Source organism: Nesterenkonia massiliensis (assembly GCF_000455245.1).
Classification (GTDB): domain Bacteria; phylum Actinomycetota; class Actinomycetes; order Actinomycetales; family Micrococcaceae; genus Nesterenkonia; species Nesterenkonia rhizosphaerae.
Window position 1 is genome coordinate 567,723 of the sequence record NZ_HG005165.1, and the last position, 14,458, is coordinate 582,180.

Here is a 14,458-nt window from a genome sequence, read left to right on the forward strand (position 1 = left end):
TTCGGAATAGTCCAGACCCAGGGCCGCGCAGATGCGCTCGCGGATCTCCAGGACGCTGCCGGGCAAGTTGTTGCGCCGCTTCTGCAGGCTGGCCAGTTCCTCGCGCACCGCCTGAGCCTCGTCCTCGGCGCGTCCGCGGGCGGCCTCCAGCCTGGATCGTTGGTCCTCGAGAGCTGCAGTCTGCGCCGCCAGCTCCTCGCGCAGTTCAGCGGCCTGAGTCTGACGCTGGCGGAACTGGGCGTCGTCGTCGGCTGTCTCCAGCTGGGCACGCTCGAGGAGCTGGTTGTAGCGTTCACGTTCACGACGACGGCGCTGAGCTTCGGCGCGGGCCTGTTCGGCCTCGTTCTCCAGAACGGTGACGCGATCACCGCCAGCCTGTGCCTGAGCGGTCACCAGTTCATCGTGTTCTGCCTCAAGCTCCTCACGCTGGGCGGTTGCAGCAACCGCCTCGCGGCTGAGTTCCTCGTGTTCGGTCTCAGCTTGGGCGGTCTCCGCTTTGCGCAGCTGCAGCCGCAGCTCAGCGAAGTACAGTGCAGCGGCTTCCTGCTGGGCCTGCAGCTGCTGACGCTGTTCCAGGGACCGGTCGTAGATGCTGACGGTTTCACTCAGCGGAGCCAGCGTTTCCAGCTGACGCTGGGCGTTCTGCACCGCCTCATGGGCCCGGCTGAGGTTGTCGAAATGGCTGACAATCTTGCGGACACGCTCTTCAGACTCTGCTGGTTCCAGCATGTGAGTACGGACAAACTCGTTGAGATCGCCCACGGCCTTCATCGAGACGGTCTGGTGGAAGAGCTCCATGGCTTGTTCGGACCGGATACCCAGCAGCCGGCGCACCGCCCTGCCATAGGGAGGGAAGTCCTTCTCCACCTGGGCTCCGCTCTCACGGAGTCGGCGCAGCAGTTCACCGAGATCGCTGCCGAAGTTCGCGAAGTCCTCCTCCACGCTGAGCCTGCCGGCTGCGGTGATGAACCGCCGCCAGGGCTGGCCGGAGGCCTCCCGCTGCTGGAAGACCTGTGCGAGGGTGACGGTCTCCTCATAGCCTTCGTTGGTGAAGACTCCCAGAATCACCGAATATGACCTCGAGCTGCGCAGGGCAGCCGGGCGGGTAATGCCGGTGGCCTCATCCCGGGTGGTCTTGTAGTGGCCTTCCACATAGCTGCGCAGGGTGCGCTCTTTGCGTTCAGCACCGGCAGCCTTGTTGTAGTCGATCCGCTGCGAGGGCAGCAGCAGGGTGCTCACTGCATCCACCAGCGTGGATTTCCCGGAGCCGATGTCTCCGGTGAGCAGAGTGGTGTCGCCGTCGGGCTTGAGCGTCCAGACCTGTTTGTCGAAGGTTCCCCAGTTATAGACCTCCAGGGAGGCCAGTCGGAAGCCGGGGCGTCCTTTGATGCCGAGGTCTACCGCGGAGAAGAGGGCGTCGGTGTCATGCATGGTCAAACCTCCCCGCCGTGGCGGCGTACTCGGCCAGTTTGGCCTCGAAATCAGCGAGCGTCTGGGCGTCCACATAGGCCTTCAGGATCCGCATCACTTCCCAGGTGTTCTCCTCACCGCGCAGCGGGCGCAGGAAACCCATCTCGGTGACGCGGCGGATGATGGTGTCGATCCGGTCCACGGCACGGGCTTCATCCTGGGTGTCGGCAAGAAAAATCTGCAGCATGCTGATCAGTTCCTCACGGGTGACCACCAGTTTGGTCTCCCCGCCGGTGGTTTCGAATTCCACCAGGCGCTTGCGCAGCAGCACCAGCAACAAGCTGTCGTGAAAGGGCAGTGCCCGCCGGGCCACCAGGCGAGGAAGCGGACGTTCGGTCTCGGACTCGGGCTGGGCGCGCAGATAGGCATAGCCCTCGGCGTCGTCGATCACCACCTCTACCCCGATGCTGGCGAAATGATCCTTTACTGCCGCGGTATGACGGTGCAGGGCCTGCCATGCATCCTCATCCAGTTCCTGGTAGACCACCCCGTTCATCAACCGGATGATGGCCAAGGCAGTCTGCTGTTCCTGCAGTGTCCTCACCGGCGCTTCACCACCACACGGGATAGGCGGGCACGACGAGGCTCTCCTGCCTCCTGATACTCGATGACAGTGTCTCCTTCGTCTTCAATAACGACGTCGATGTCTTCGTCCTTCAATGACAGGTAGCCAAGAATCTCAGCTGCCCCCTGCTGAACCGGATACATCTGAATCACGTCTTCCAGCAGGACCGAGGCCCCCGGCGGCACCACCGCGCGCAGCTGCTGGGCGAGTTTGCCCTGATCAACAAAGGTCTGCGAGACCAGCGCCGCAGTACTGATGTCCTGGGCGTGGGCTACCTCCACGGCACTGTCCACGTCTGCTTCTGGCTGCAGCTGATACAGCGGGCGTTCCATGATCATGTCGATCCCGATGCCCTGATCATCGACTTCCAGTCCCATATTCGGTTCCAGGACCCCGGCGTTCTGCCGGATGCTCAGTGCAGCAGTTTCAATGGATCGCACCAGTTCCAGCACCCGGCGGTTCTCCACCCAGATCTGGTCATCCAGGAATCGCCGCAGCTGTTCTGAGATCTGCCGGACCGTCTGCTGGGTGCGCTCAGCCGCGTCGGCCCAGTCGTGGTGAATAGTGCGCAGCCGCTGATCGGGCTCAACCTCATCGAGCTCATACACCCGAGCCAGCAGTTCGGAGAGCTCGTTCTGCCGCGTCTGGGACAGCAGTAGGTCATAGAAGGCCTGGAAGCTGCGGCCCTGATCGGTTGTCGTGATGTTGGAGCGCGTTCGCACTAGCTCCTCCAGAAGCTCACCTTTGCTGCCGCCCCAGGTGGCGATCTTCTCTCGAGCAGTGCGGTCCAGACGCCGGAAGTTCTCCTCGACTTCCCGGAAGTCACTGAGCAGCTCACGTGCGGTGGAGGCGAACTGCTGGTACCGATCTCGCACACTGGTGGGGTCCAGCAGCCCGGACTGCGGATCCTTCTCGATCTGCTGGATCTCCCGGTCGATCTCCTCACGACGACGGCGCAGCTCAGCTAAACGCACCTGCGGATCGTCCTCGGTGCCCAAGGTGATCTGACGCAGCAGGTCCACGGCGGTCTGCAGCCGGGATTCGGTGGCTATGAAGGGTCTTACCTGGAGGCTGGAGATCCAGGAGTGTGCTTTCTCCAGGGCGGGGGCGGCGTCGTAGTGCAGCTCATCTGAACCCGCAGGATAGAAGCGCCGCAGCCAGCCGGACTCCGCCGAGGCCCAGTCTTCGAGGTATTCCTCTGCGGTCCGCGGAAAGGGCGGGGCTTCGGGGTAGGGCGCGTTGAGGGTGTAGAGATGGTCTTCCAGAGCACCGGCTACTTCATGTGCCGGCTGAGCACCCCGACCGCCCTCGAGGTAGTAGCTGCCCAGGAAGGACAGGATCAGCGGGGCGTGGTCACGGCGCAGCAGCCGCCAGGCAGGATGACGCTCACGCAAGGAGCTGACCTGCTCAAAGTCCATGGTGTTGCCCTTCTGTGCTGCTGCGATTCGACGGTGCTGTCCCCGGTCCATCCGGCTAATTGGCAGCCTCCACCCTAACGGCGGTCACGGACTTCTTTGGTCCCGAGCAGTCTGCGCTTCCGGCAGGAGCAGCGGTATTCTGCGGTTCTTCGGTAAAGTGGGAGGAATGCTTGCCGCCACCACTCCTTCTTCAGCGCCGGTCAGCACCCCTGCTGCGCGCATGGGGTGGATGGACATGCTGCGCGGAGTGGCGGTCCTGCTGGTGGTGGTCATGCACGCAGCGGACATCCCCATGACCAATGGCAAGGGTGTGGATGAGTGGTCCCGCCTGCACCTGTATCTGGAACCGTTCCGGATGCCGATGCTGATGTTCCTCTCCGGCCTGCTGCTGCCCCGAGCCCTAGGGAAGACACTGCCGCAGTATGCCTGGGGGAAGTTCGCGGCCATCGTCTGGCCTGCGCTGGTGTGGATGCTTCTCTTCGGTTTCCTGATCTACCACGGCGGGCCCACAGATCCTGTGTACTGGCGAACCGGTGACTATCTGTGGTTCCTGCTAGCGCTGTGCGCCTGCTACGGCATGGCCATGCTGCTGAAGCCGGTAGCGTCGCGTCCGGTGGTGATGAGCCTCCTGTGCACCGGGCTCTTCGTGGCGATGATTCTGCTGCGCTACCACAGCGAGATCAGCCAATCCCTGATCAACCGCACCCTCTACTACGGGGCGTTCTTCTTCCTCGGCGCCGCATGCGCCAAGCTCGTGGTGAAGTGGGTGAACGCCCCGGTGAGCATTGTGGTGGGACTGGGGACAGTCGCCGTCGTACTGGCAAATCTGGGACTTGATGACCGCAGCTTCCGGCTGGGTACTCCTTTTTCAGCTGCGACGGCGATACTCGGGATCGCTGTACTGCTGTGGGTTGCTCCGCGGGTGCCGCGCGGGAATTTCACCCAAATCCTGGAATGGGCTGGGCGCAATTCGATTGTCATCTATGTCACGCATTTTCCGCTGGTGATCCTGATTCACCGGCTGATGCGGCACCTGGATGCGGATCCGGCACTGTATGTCTCCATGTGCACGGTCTTCGGTATGGCGCTGACGCTGCTCATGGTGCGGCTGCGCCCATGGACCGCATGGCTCTATGTCTTCCCGCACCATCAACGGGTCGCTGCGCGGCTGCACAACCGGGCTGCACTGGGCGGCTCGCAACAGGCCCAGCACTAATCTTCAGCCAGAGGATCAGCCGCGAAGGACAGTTGTCTGATGCCCACGGTAAGGTCTACTGCGTGAGTACCGCCCTTTATCGCCGCTACCGCCCGGATACGTTCGCTGACGTCATTGGGCAGGAGCATGTCACCGGACCGCTGGTGACCGCGCTGGGCAAGGATGCGGTCTCCCACGCTTATCTCTTCTCCGGTCCGCGCGGCTGCGGCAAGACCACCTCAGCCCGTATTCTGGCGCGCTGCCTGAACTGCGCGCAGGGCCCCACCGGGTCTCCTTGCGGTCAGTGTGAGTCCTGCCGCGAGCTGGCCACCGGCGGGCCGGGCTCCCTGGATGTCATTGAAATCGACGCCGCCAGCCACGGCGGTGTCGACGACGCCCGTGACCTGCGCGAGCGGGCCACCTTCGCCCCGGTGCGGGACCGCTACAAGATCTTCATCATCGATGAGGCTCATATGGTCACCGCGGCTGGCTTCAACGCGCTGCTGAAGATCGTTGAGGAACCGCCGGAACACATCAAGTTCATCTTCGCCACCACGGAACCGGATAAGGTCATCGGCACTATCCGTTCCCGCACCCACCACTATCCTTTTCGGCTGGTTCCCCCGGAGCCGCTGCTGGATTATCTGGAAAGGCTCTGCGCTGCGGAGAACGTTCCTGTGGCCCCGGGTGTGCTGCAGCTGGTGCTGCGCGCCGGTGGCGGCTCCGTCCGAGACACTCTCTCGGTGCTGGACCAGCTGATTGCCGGCTCCGGCACCGGCGGCATCGACTATGACCGTGCTGTGGCGCTGCTGGGCTTCACGCATAGCGCGCTGCTCGATGATGTGGTGGAGGCGGTGGCAGCCCTCGACGGCGCCCGGGCCTTCTCCGTAGTGGACCGTGTGGTGCAGTCGGGGCAGGATCCGCGGCGATTTGTAGAGGATCTGCTGGAACGGCTGCGTGATCTCATCATCGTCAGTTCAGTGCCGGAGAATCCTGCGGCTATTCTGCGTGGAGTCCCTGAAGACCAGATCCGCACTATGCAGGCTCAGGCCCAGACGCTCAGCCCTGCTGAACTCTCCAGGGCTGCAGACATTACCGCTACAGCGCTGACGGAAATGGTCGGTGCCACCTCCCCGCGGCTGCATCTGGAACTGCTGATGGCCCGACTGCTGCTGCCTCATGCTGAGCAGGGCCACTCGAGCCTGGCCGCCCGGCTGGAGCGCCTGGAGCGCCGCATGGACTTCACCTCCGGCGCCGGCGTCACCCCGGCTGCGGAAGCACCGTCCGAGCTGGCCCAAGCGCCTGAACCGACCCAAATACCCACACCGGCCCAAACACCTAGACCGGCTCAGCCACCCAAACCGGCCCAGGCACCCAAGCCGGTCCAGGAACCCAAGCCGACCCAGGAACCGGCCCCCTCCCCCGCGGACGCTCCCGCAGCTGGGGCATCTGCGGAGACACCAGCCGAGACTGCTCCGCCTCGTAGCGACGACGGCTGGGCAACCCCCGGCGTCAGCTGGGGTGACCCAGTGCCGGTGGATTCAGCGCCCTCGCAGCGCATCGCAGAGACAACCTCAGATTCTTACGCTGAACCCACCGCTCATGCGCCAGCACGCCCTGAGCGGGACTCTGCACCGGCGGCACATGCAGCCCCACCGCAGGCTCCTGGAGCACCGACTTCTGGAACACAGGCTCCCGCAGCCCAGCGCTCGCCGAGCCAGCATGCTCCCCGCCAGGGCTCTCCCGCCCAGAACTCTCCAACCCAGGACGCTCCAAGCCAGAACTTTCCAACCCAGGACGCTCCCGCTCAGGCACCTGCCGGACACACCCGGGCGCTGTCGTCGTCAAGTGCTCCCAGCGGCGGCTCTGCGGAGATGATGAAGCGGGCGTGGCCGGACATCGTCGAAGCCATGAAGTCTCGCTCCCGCATGCTGTGGATGCTGGTCAAAGGCAATGTCTCGGTGGCCGGATTTGACGGCAAGACCGTGACCCTGGGATTCAGCAACGACGGCGCCCGAGCCACCTTCTCTAACCGGGCCGGGGACCAAGCACTCAACGAAGCCATCCAGGAAATCCTGGGCATGCAGGTCAGCTTCGAGCTGGTCACCGGAGGCGCTCCACCCTCAGGCGGTGGGGAACCCCCAAAAGCTGAAGGCCGGCCTGAGCCCATCACCTCAGCGCTGGCCACAGACACCGGTCAGCTGAGCGCTCCACAGGCTGCCGCCGCTGAGCCCGAATCAGCCCGTCCTGATTCAACCGAGCCCGAGTCAGCCCGGCCTGATGCAGCTCAACCCGACTCCGCTCAGCCCGACTCCGCTCCGGTGGCGCATTCGCCTGTCGTGTCACCGGCCTCCCCACCAGCGCCCGCGCTGGATCACCCACCCTCCGCGACGACTCCGCCAACAGTTGATCACCGGGGTCCAGCCGTCGCAGCTGAACAGCCTCACGCTACGTCGACAGCTACTGACCGGGATGCCGCGCAAAAACCGCCTAAGCCTCCTATCCCGGCATTTGCGCGCCGGAACGGCACCACAGCTGCTGCCAGCGCAGCCCCGGCCGTTGCCCCGGCGCAACCAAGGCCTTCGGCTCCGGCTGGTGGCGCCGCCGGCTCGGGTTCAGCGGCAAGCTCGGCGGGTCAGCCCGGCAGCCGCGCACAGGAGATCAGGCAGCGGTTGGCCTCCAAGCGGCCCGCCGCAACGGAGCCTCCCGCGGACCCCTACGGCTACGAGCCGCCTGACCCGATGTACGACAATTCACCGCCTCCGGACTGGGCTGAAGCCGCGCCACCGACGGCCGAAGAGGATATCCCCAGTGAGGACGATGTCCAGCTGGAGCATTCCGGTGTCTTCGGACGCCGCGCCATCGAGCGAATCCTCGGCGGTGTGCTGCTGGAAGAACGCAGTCTCCACGAGGACAGCTCCTAAAGGTCACGCGTGGCAGCCGCTGTCAGCACCCGCCAGTAGACTGTTCCTCGCTGTCCTGAAGCGGCTGCGGCGGGGACTCCCCTGCGGCCTCACCCCACCTGAAAGGCACCCGACCCGCTGTGTACGAGGGCGCTGTACAAGACCTGATCGATGAACTCGGCCGACTGCCGGGCATCGGGCCAAAATCCGCTCAGCGTGTGGCTTTCCACATCCTGGAGGCCGACGCTGAAGATATGAAGCGGCTGGCTGAGGCGATCCGCACCGTCAAGGAAAAGGTGAAGTTCTGCGAGATCTGCTTCAACGTCTCCGAAGAGACCACCTGCCGGATCTGTCAGGACACCCGGCGCGATGCCACCGTGATCTGCGTGGTGGAGGAGTCCAAGGATGTCATGGCCATCGAGCGCACGCGCTCCTTCCGCGGCCGGTACCACGTCCTCGGTGGCGCAATTAATCCCATTGCCGGCATCGGTCCGGACCAGCTGCATATTCGCGAACTGCTGAATCGTCTCTCCGATGAGACCATCCAGGAGGTCATCATCGCCACCGATCCCAACCTGGAGGGCGAGGCAACCGCCACGTACTTGGTGCGCATGCTGGGGTCGTTAGGCATGAACATCACCCAACTGGCCTCAGGCCTGCCCGTAGGCGGAGATTTGGAATACGCAGACGATGTCACCCTCGGCCGGGCTTTTGAGGGTCGGCGCAGCGTCAGCTGACCTGCAAACCGGACACTCAGAGCCAGAATAGCCGCGCTTTCTAAAAGGTTACGCAACTGTAATAAGAATAAGTGCACGCCGTTTTTCCAAGGAATTGATTGCCGGCGCGCAGCCGTGACATCACAGCGATGCATAAGTACCCAGGAGTTTTTCAGCTGCATTTCCGGACCTCCTCCATCCCCGCCCGAATTCCGCTTCAGACCACATCCGCACTTTGTAGACGGTGGATATCTCATTAGCGTGTAGGCAGATGCAGGTTGTTTTCAGGCGGTACACACCCGCCGAAAAGGTGAACCTGCCTCCCACTCGTCCATACGTAGAGAAGCTGAGGTACTCCAGAAGATGAATACCAATACTCCCGCCGCGCTGCGCCTGGGCGCACTCGGGGCAGCAGCCCTGCTTGCCCTGACTGCCTGCGGAAACGACGCCGGTGATGACACCACTGCGGAATCCAACGGTGCTGCCGAGAACGGCGCCGCCGCGGACGGCGCAGAAGCCGTCACCATCGCCATAGCTGGCGAAGATCCATACTCCTACCTCGACGAAAACGGCGAACCCACGGGGGCCACAGTAGCCGTGGCGCAGGAGATCTTCGGTGAGCGCATGGGATACGCAGTGGATATCACCGAAGAACCAACCTGGGGCAACCTGATCCCGGGCCTGGGTGCAGGACATTGGAATGTGGTGTCCGCAGGTATGTCCATCACCCCCGATCGCTGCGCCGAAGCTGCCTTCGGAGAGCCTGAGCTGGTCTACACCACCGCGTTCCTGGTAGAGGACGGCAATCCCCACAACGTCCACAACTTCGATGATCTGTCCGAGGCGAACATCAATGTTGTTGCCATGTCCGGCGCTGTGGAGGCCGGTTGGATGGATGACCTCGGCATTGAATACAGCACAGTGGACACACCGGACGACGGCATCGATTTCGTCGAGGGCGGCCGTGCTGATGTCTTTGCGCTGACCGCCATTTCGCTGCAGTCTATGGCCGGCGACATGGACGGGGTTGAGGTCACTGACTCCTTCGCCCACGAAATCTCCGTCGGCGCACACGCATTCCGCCTCGAAGACGAAGACCTGGTGGCAGAGTTCAACGAGCACCTCGCTGAACTTCAGGACTCCGGTGAGTACCTCGATCTCGTGAGCGAGTTCGGCTTCACCGAGGACGAAATGCCCCCTAGCGGCCTGACCGCTCAGGAGCTTTGCGAAGAGGATCCCGCCGAGCTCACAGAACAGTACCTCGAGGACTGATCCTCGCCTCTGACTCTGCGGCCAGCTCCCAAGGGGCTGGCCGCAGAGTCAGGTCCGCACTGATCTGAGAGGACTTCGATGGACTTCTTCGAGGACTGGTCTGACTATTTCGAAGTAGTCATCAACTGGTCTGACCGTCTGCTGGACGGACTGTTAACCACAATCCAACTAACGCTCTACGGCGGTGCACTAGCTTTTGTCATCGCCATCGTTCTGGGCCTTATGGCTGGTAGCCCGAGCTTGTGGCTACGCGTACCGGCCCGCATCATCATCGAGTTCTTCCGCGGAATTTCGTTGGTGGTGCTGCTTTTCCTGCTTCTCTACGTCCTACCCCAGATTTGGATGCGAAACCCCGGGCTGCCCTTTGAGGGACTAGTCCGCAACACCTTCCTGGTGGGTGTGCTGGCGTTGGGCATCAACTATGGCGCCTACGGTGCCGAAGCCGTGCGCGCGTCGCTGACCACCGTGGCAAAGGGCCAGTGGGAGGCCACCACGGCACTGTCCATGTCATGGCCGCACAAGATGCGGCGAGTGATCTTCCCGCAGGCATGGGCCCTGATGATTCCTTCCCTGTCGAATCTCTGGGTGCATCTGCTCAAAGGCAGCGCCATCGCGTACATCATTCCGTTCGTCAGCGATTTCACTGCGGAGCTGAACAATCTGCGCCGGCCTACCGACATTTGGTTCTCCCACGCATTTATCGGCCTCATTGTCTACTTCCTTCTGGCACTCAGCATCACTCTGCTGATGCAGTTGCTGGAGACCCGGGCGAAACGACGACTGGGACGCGGCGCGCCCGTCCGTCAGTCCACCTCCGCGGACCAGCCCAGCTCCACTGCCACGACCTCAGGAGGTTCGCGATGACCCGTGTCACTATCAGCGCGGCAGAGATCGAGGACCCCACACTGGTGGATGAGGACCAGGTCCGCCAGAGCCCTTTCTGGGACTGGGAATTCGCCCTCGATGCGTTGCCAGATATGCTCTTGGCCTTCCTGCAGGTCACGCTGGTCGTCACCGTGGTGGGAACCCTGATCGCCGCCGTCCTGGGGCTGGTCATCGCTGTACTCCTGCGCGTCCTGCCCGCTCCCTTGGCTTGGGTCCTCAAATGGGCCGCCAACTTCATCCGGATGACCCCGATCGTGGTCCAGCTGATCTTCGTCTTCTGGACCTTTATGTGGCTAGACAGTTTGACCATCGGCATCGTGGTCTTTGGAGTGCACTACGCAACCTATATGTCTGAGGTCTACCGGGCCGGAATAGAGTCCGTACCCAAAGGCCAATGGGAAGCTGCCACCGCACTGTCTATGCCGCCCGTGCGAGTTTGGCGCAAAGTTGTCATCCCGCAGGCGCTGCGCTCCACGGTGCCTTCACTGGGTAACTACGCGATCTCGATGTTCAAGGACACGCCTTTCCTCATCGTCATCTCGGTGGCGGAGATGGTGACCGTAGCCGGACAGATCGGTGCGCCCACCTTCCGATACACCGAGGTCTACGTCATCGCGGGTCTCATTTTCCTTGCGGCCAGCTACCCCACCGCTGTGCTCATCAATCGATTGGAGAAGCGTCTTGCCTACGCACACTGACTCAGCCGGCGCTCACCCGGACCACTCATCACCGTCTTCAGCCGCGACTCCGGTCATCGAGTTCGTCGACGTGGAAAAGCGCTTCGGCAGCAACACCGTCCTGAAAGACCTCAATTTCAGCGTTGCCCGCGGAGAGCGGGTCACACTCATTGGGCCCTCCGGCTCGGGCAAGACCACCATCCTGCGATTAGTCATGACTCTTGAGGAGCTCACCGGCGGCTACATCTACGTCGACGGCCAGCCACTGACCTACGAGGACCGTGCAGGGCGTCGAGTTCCCGTGCCCAAGAAGCAGCAGAAGGCCCTACGCACACGGATCGGCATGGTCTTCCAGCAGTTCAATCTCTTCCCCAATATGACCGTGCTGGAGAACATCATCGAAGCCCCGATCCACGTGCTCGGCCAGTCCAAGAAGGACGCTATGAGCAAAGCGTATTCCCTCCTGGAGCAGGTAGGGCTGCCGGATAAAGCCGATGCTCATCCGCTGAGCCTCTCCGGCGGTCAGCAGCAGCGCGTTGCCATCGCACGCGCGCTGGCGATGGATCCGGAGATCCTGCTGCTTGACGAAGTGACTTCCGCCCTGGATCCCGAAGTGGTGGGAGATGTGCTGAATATCCTGCGCGACGTCGCAGATTCCACAAACGTCACCATGCTGATCGTCACCCATGAGATGGGCTTTGCCCGCGATGTCTCGCACAAAGTGATGATGTTCGACGGCGGGCGCGTAGTGGAAGAGGGTCATCCGGATCAGATCTTCACTTCACCGACCCACGCCCGCACCCAGCAATTCCTCTCCGCCGTGCTCGGGGAGAGCTGACCGAAGCGTCGCCCTGCCCAACTCTGGGGACCGCTGACCGAGACGCTGGCTTCAGCGCTGGGACTTGCTGGCGCCCGACCATAGACTGTGACCGAGAAACCCTGACAAGACTCACCGGGAGTGAGAACCACACGTATGAGCCTGATTGTCCAGAAGTACGGCGGATCCTCTGTGCAGGATGCGCAGAGCATCAAGCGCGTAGCCAGACGCATTGTCGAGACCAAGAAAGCCGGCCATCAGGTCGTAGTAGTGGTCTCGGCCATGGGAGACACCACCGATGATCTCCTCGACTTAGCCGCCGCTATCTCCAGCCATCCTCCCCTGCGCGAAATGGATATTCTGCTCTCCTCGGGAGAACGCATGTCCATGGCGCTGCTGGCTATGGCCATCCACGAGCTCGGAGAGTCCGCCCAGTCCTTTACGGGTTCCCAGGCCGGCATGATCACTGATGCCATCCACGGCAAGGCCCGCATCATCGAGGTCTCCCCGCAGCGCGTGCAGGAAGCGGTCGATGCCGGGCATGTGAGCATTGTCGCCGGATTCCAGGGGATGAGCCGGGAATCCAAGGACATCACCACTATGGGCCGTGGCGGTTCTGACACCACGGCAGTGGCTCTGGCTGCTGCGCTGAAGGCCGATGTCTGTGAGATCTACACCGATGTTGACGGGGTCTTCACCGCCGATCCGCGGGTGGTCAAGACTGCGCGGAAAATCGATGTGATCTCCAGCGAGGACATGCTGGAAATGGCCGCTGCCGGATCAAAGGTCCTGCACCTGCGCAGTGTGGAATATGCCCGCCGCTTTGGAGTGAAGCTCCATGTGCGCTCCAGCTTCAGCCAGAAGGAAGGCACCTGGGTTATCCCAGATGAAAAAGACAAAGTCACCCTCCAGGAAGGTGAACCCTTGGAACAGCCCATCATCTCCGGCGTCGCTCACGATGCCTCCGAAGGAAAACTGACCATCACCGGTGTCCCCGATGTTCCCGGCAAGGCGGCAGAGATCTTCAACCTGATCGCTGAGGCCGGTATCAACATCGACATGATCGTCCAGGACGTGTCCATGGAGACCAAGACCACCAACATCTCTTTCACTCTCCCGGGGGCCGATGGGCCCAAGGCTCAGGACATTCTGACCCAGCACCGGGAGAGCATTGGATTCAAGGACTTTGACTTCGTTCCGCGCGTGGGCAAGGTCTCCCTGGTCGGAGGTGGAATGCGCAATCATCCAGGCGTCTCCGCGCGCTTCTTCAGCGCCCTGCGGGATGCCGGAATCAACATCGGATTGATCTCCACCTCGGAGATCCGCGTCTCGGTCATTACTGATGTGGAGCTTCTGGATAAGGCAGTACAGGCCATCCACACAGCCTTTGGACTCGACGCCGAAGAAGAGGCCACCGTCTACGCAGGCACCGGACGCTGAACCGCTCGGCCTGAAGCTAGAAAACCTTAGGGCGCAGGTTCCGTGAGAATCCTGCGCCCTAAGTGTCTGGTGCGAGTTGCCCATCAGTGTAGCGAACTTTCAGCCAGCAGTCAGCAGTTCTGCGGCTAGGAACTGCTGCCTGAGTATTGCCTCGTGATACGGCTCTGTATCCTTAGAAGCTGCCTATGGCCACACAGACAATGTCCTTCACTGAGCTCTCCAGGGAACAGCACCGCGCGCGTGCGATCGACCACCAGCGCACCGTCGCTCGCTTTGCTGAGGGCTTCCTTCAGCGCAGGCAGGCTGGCAAGAAACACCCGGTGGAAGATTTTCTGTTCACCTATTACTCACATACCCCGGGCCAACTCTCTCGCTGGCATCCTGGCGCAGGCGTGGTGCTTGCAGAAGCCGGCAGCTCTGAGCAGGCAACCTGGAAGTTCTACACCACCGTTGATGACGGAACGCCAGCCGGTGGGGCTACGGTCGACGTCGCCCGTTTTCGCGAAGAACGGGCGGAGATGATTGATTTTGCGCGGCGGCTGCTCGGCACCACTGCCGCGAAGCCAGCCCAGTTAGGCTGTTTCGGACTGCATGAGTGGGCCATGGTCTATCAATCCCAGAAGCACGGTCAGCGCCACGATGAGGTACCGCTGCGATTAGGTGCAGCCGGCACCGACGATCTCGTGGAATCTCTGAGCATTAAGTGCACGCATTTTGACGCATTCCGGTTCTACACCCCGTCAGCCAAGCCCCTGAACGCCCAGCAGCCCACCCGCGAGACCCAGGTCCAGATGGAACAGCCGGGCTGCCTTCACGCGAATATGGACCTGTACAAATGGGCGTACAAGCTCACCCCAGCCATCAGCAGTGATCTGCTGATGGAGTGTTTCGACCTAGCCTGGCGCATCCGAGAACTGGATATGCGGGCCTCACCTTATGATCTGCGGGCCTGGGGCTATGAGCCGGTCCGTATTGAGGAGCCCTCAGGGCGAGCAGAGTATGCCCGGACCCAAAAGTCCTTCAGTGAAGAAGCGCAGGTGCTGCGCGGCAAGATTCTCTCAGCCCTGGACCACCTCGAGGCACTGCCGGCATAGACCCCT

General features: G+C 62.3%; 12 protein-coding genes. 9 read left to right on the forward strand and 3 right to left on the reverse strand.

What is annotated here, in order from left to right:
• The 3 genes from TX78_RS02605 to TX78_RS02615 form a co-directional block, all read right to left on the reverse strand.
• The coding region (locus TX78_RS02605; RefSeq protein ID WP_276508318.1) for an ATP-binding protein at positions 1-1,431 on the reverse strand (1,431 nt) is incomplete at its 3' end.
• The gene (locus TX78_RS02610; protein WP_199765242.1) at positions 1,424-2,014 is read right to left on the reverse strand and encodes a DUF4194 domain-containing protein; all 591 of its coding nucleotides are present in this window, start codon (positions 2,012-2,014) and stop codon (positions 1,424-1,426) included. The genes TX78_RS02610 and TX78_RS02605, both read right to left, overlap by 8 nt.
• The gene (locus TX78_RS02615) at positions 2,011-3,504 is read right to left on the reverse strand and encodes a DUF3375 domain-containing protein (protein WP_233722127.1); all 1,494 of its coding nucleotides are present in this window, start codon (positions 3,502-3,504) and stop codon (positions 2,011-2,013) included. Before TX78_RS02615 ends, TX78_RS02610 begins: the two co-directional genes overlap by 4 nt.
• A gap of 115 nt (positions 3,505-3,619) precedes the next feature.
• Between TX78_RS02615 and TX78_RS02620 the strand changes: the two genes are divergently transcribed.
• The 9 genes from TX78_RS02620 (at position 3,620) to TX78_RS02660 (ending at position 14,452) form a co-directional block, all read left to right on the forward strand.
• On the forward strand, positions 3,620-4,669 hold the full coding sequence (locus TX78_RS02620) for an acyltransferase family protein (protein ID WP_044493249.1): 1,050 nt from the start codon (positions 3,620-3,622) through the stop codon (positions 4,667-4,669).
• Positions 4,670-4,731: 62 nt separating this feature from the next.
• Positions 4,732-7,572: a DNA polymerase III subunit gamma and tau gene (locus TX78_RS02625; protein WP_044493631.1), complete on the forward strand. Its 2,841-nt coding sequence runs from the start codon at positions 4,732-4,734 to the stop codon at positions 7,570-7,572.
• A gap of 119 nt (positions 7,573-7,691) precedes the next feature.
• Positions 7,692-8,288: a recombination mediator RecR gene (gene recR, locus TX78_RS02630; RefSeq protein WP_044493250.1), complete on the forward strand. Its 597-nt coding sequence runs from the start codon at positions 7,692-7,694 to the stop codon at positions 8,286-8,288.
• Positions 8,289-8,630: 342 nt separating this feature from the next.
• Positions 8,631-9,539, forward strand: coding sequence for a transporter substrate-binding domain-containing protein (locus tag TX78_RS02635; RefSeq protein WP_044493251.1), 909 nt, complete (start codon positions 8,631-8,633; stop codon positions 9,537-9,539).
• 78 nt (positions 9,540-9,617) lie between these two features.
• Complete coding sequence (locus TX78_RS02640; RefSeq protein ID WP_044493253.1) at positions 9,618-10,403, forward strand: amino acid ABC transporter permease; 786 nt, start codon at positions 9,618-9,620, stop codon at positions 10,401-10,403.
• On the forward strand, positions 10,400-11,122 hold the full coding sequence (gene ehuD, locus TX78_RS02645; RefSeq protein ID WP_081652508.1) for an ectoine/hydroxyectoine ABC transporter permease subunit EhuD: 723 nt from the start codon (positions 10,400-10,402) through the stop codon (positions 11,120-11,122). Before TX78_RS02640 ends, ehuD begins: the two co-directional genes overlap by 4 nt.
• Positions 11,106-11,939, forward strand: a complete 834-nt coding sequence (locus TX78_RS02650; RefSeq protein ID WP_044493254.1) for an amino acid ABC transporter ATP-binding protein — start codon at positions 11,106-11,108, stop codon at positions 11,937-11,939. Before ehuD ends, TX78_RS02650 begins: the two co-directional genes overlap by 17 nt.
• Before the next feature lie 135 nt (positions 11,940-12,074).
• Positions 12,075-13,358 carry an aspartate kinase gene (locus TX78_RS02655; RefSeq protein WP_044493255.1) on the forward strand — a complete coding sequence of 428 codons (1,284 nt, stop codon included), beginning with the start codon at positions 12,075-12,077 and terminating at the stop codon, positions 13,356-13,358.
• Positions 13,359-13,543: 185 nt separating this feature from the next.
• Positions 13,544-14,452: a hypothetical protein gene (locus TX78_RS02660; protein ID WP_044493257.1), complete on the forward strand. Its 909-nt coding sequence runs from the start codon at positions 13,544-13,546 to the stop codon at positions 14,450-14,452.
• Positions 14,453-14,458: the final 6 nt, after the last annotated feature.

What these genes read in the sequence shown, in the direction of transcription:
- TX78_RS02615 (WP_233722127.1), bottom strand. Translation starts at nt 3,504, where the DNA reads ATGGACCGGGGACAGCACCGTCGAATCGCAGCAGCACAGAAGGGCAAC.
- TX78_RS02620 (WP_044493249.1), top strand. Translation starts at nt 3,620, where the DNA reads ATGCTTGCCGCCACCACTCCTTCTTCAGCGCCGGTCAGCACCCCTGCT.
- TX78_RS02635 (WP_044493251.1), top strand. Translation starts at nt 8,631, where the DNA reads ATGAATACCAATACTCCCGCCGCGCTGCGCCTGGGCGCACTCGGGGCA.
- TX78_RS02640 (WP_044493253.1), top strand. Translation starts at nt 9,618, where the DNA reads ATGGACTTCTTCGAGGACTGGTCTGACTATTTCGAAGTAGTCATCAAC.
- ehuD (WP_081652508.1), top strand. Translation starts at nt 10,400, where the DNA reads ATGACCCGTGTCACTATCAGCGCGGCAGAGATCGAGGACCCCACACTG.
- TX78_RS02655 (WP_044493255.1), top strand. Translation starts at nt 12,075, where the DNA reads ATGAGCCTGATTGTCCAGAAGTACGGCGGATCCTCTGTGCAGGATGCG.
- TX78_RS02660 (WP_044493257.1), top strand. Translation starts at nt 13,544, where the DNA reads ATGGCCACACAGACAATGTCCTTCACTGAGCTCTCCAGGGAACAGCAC.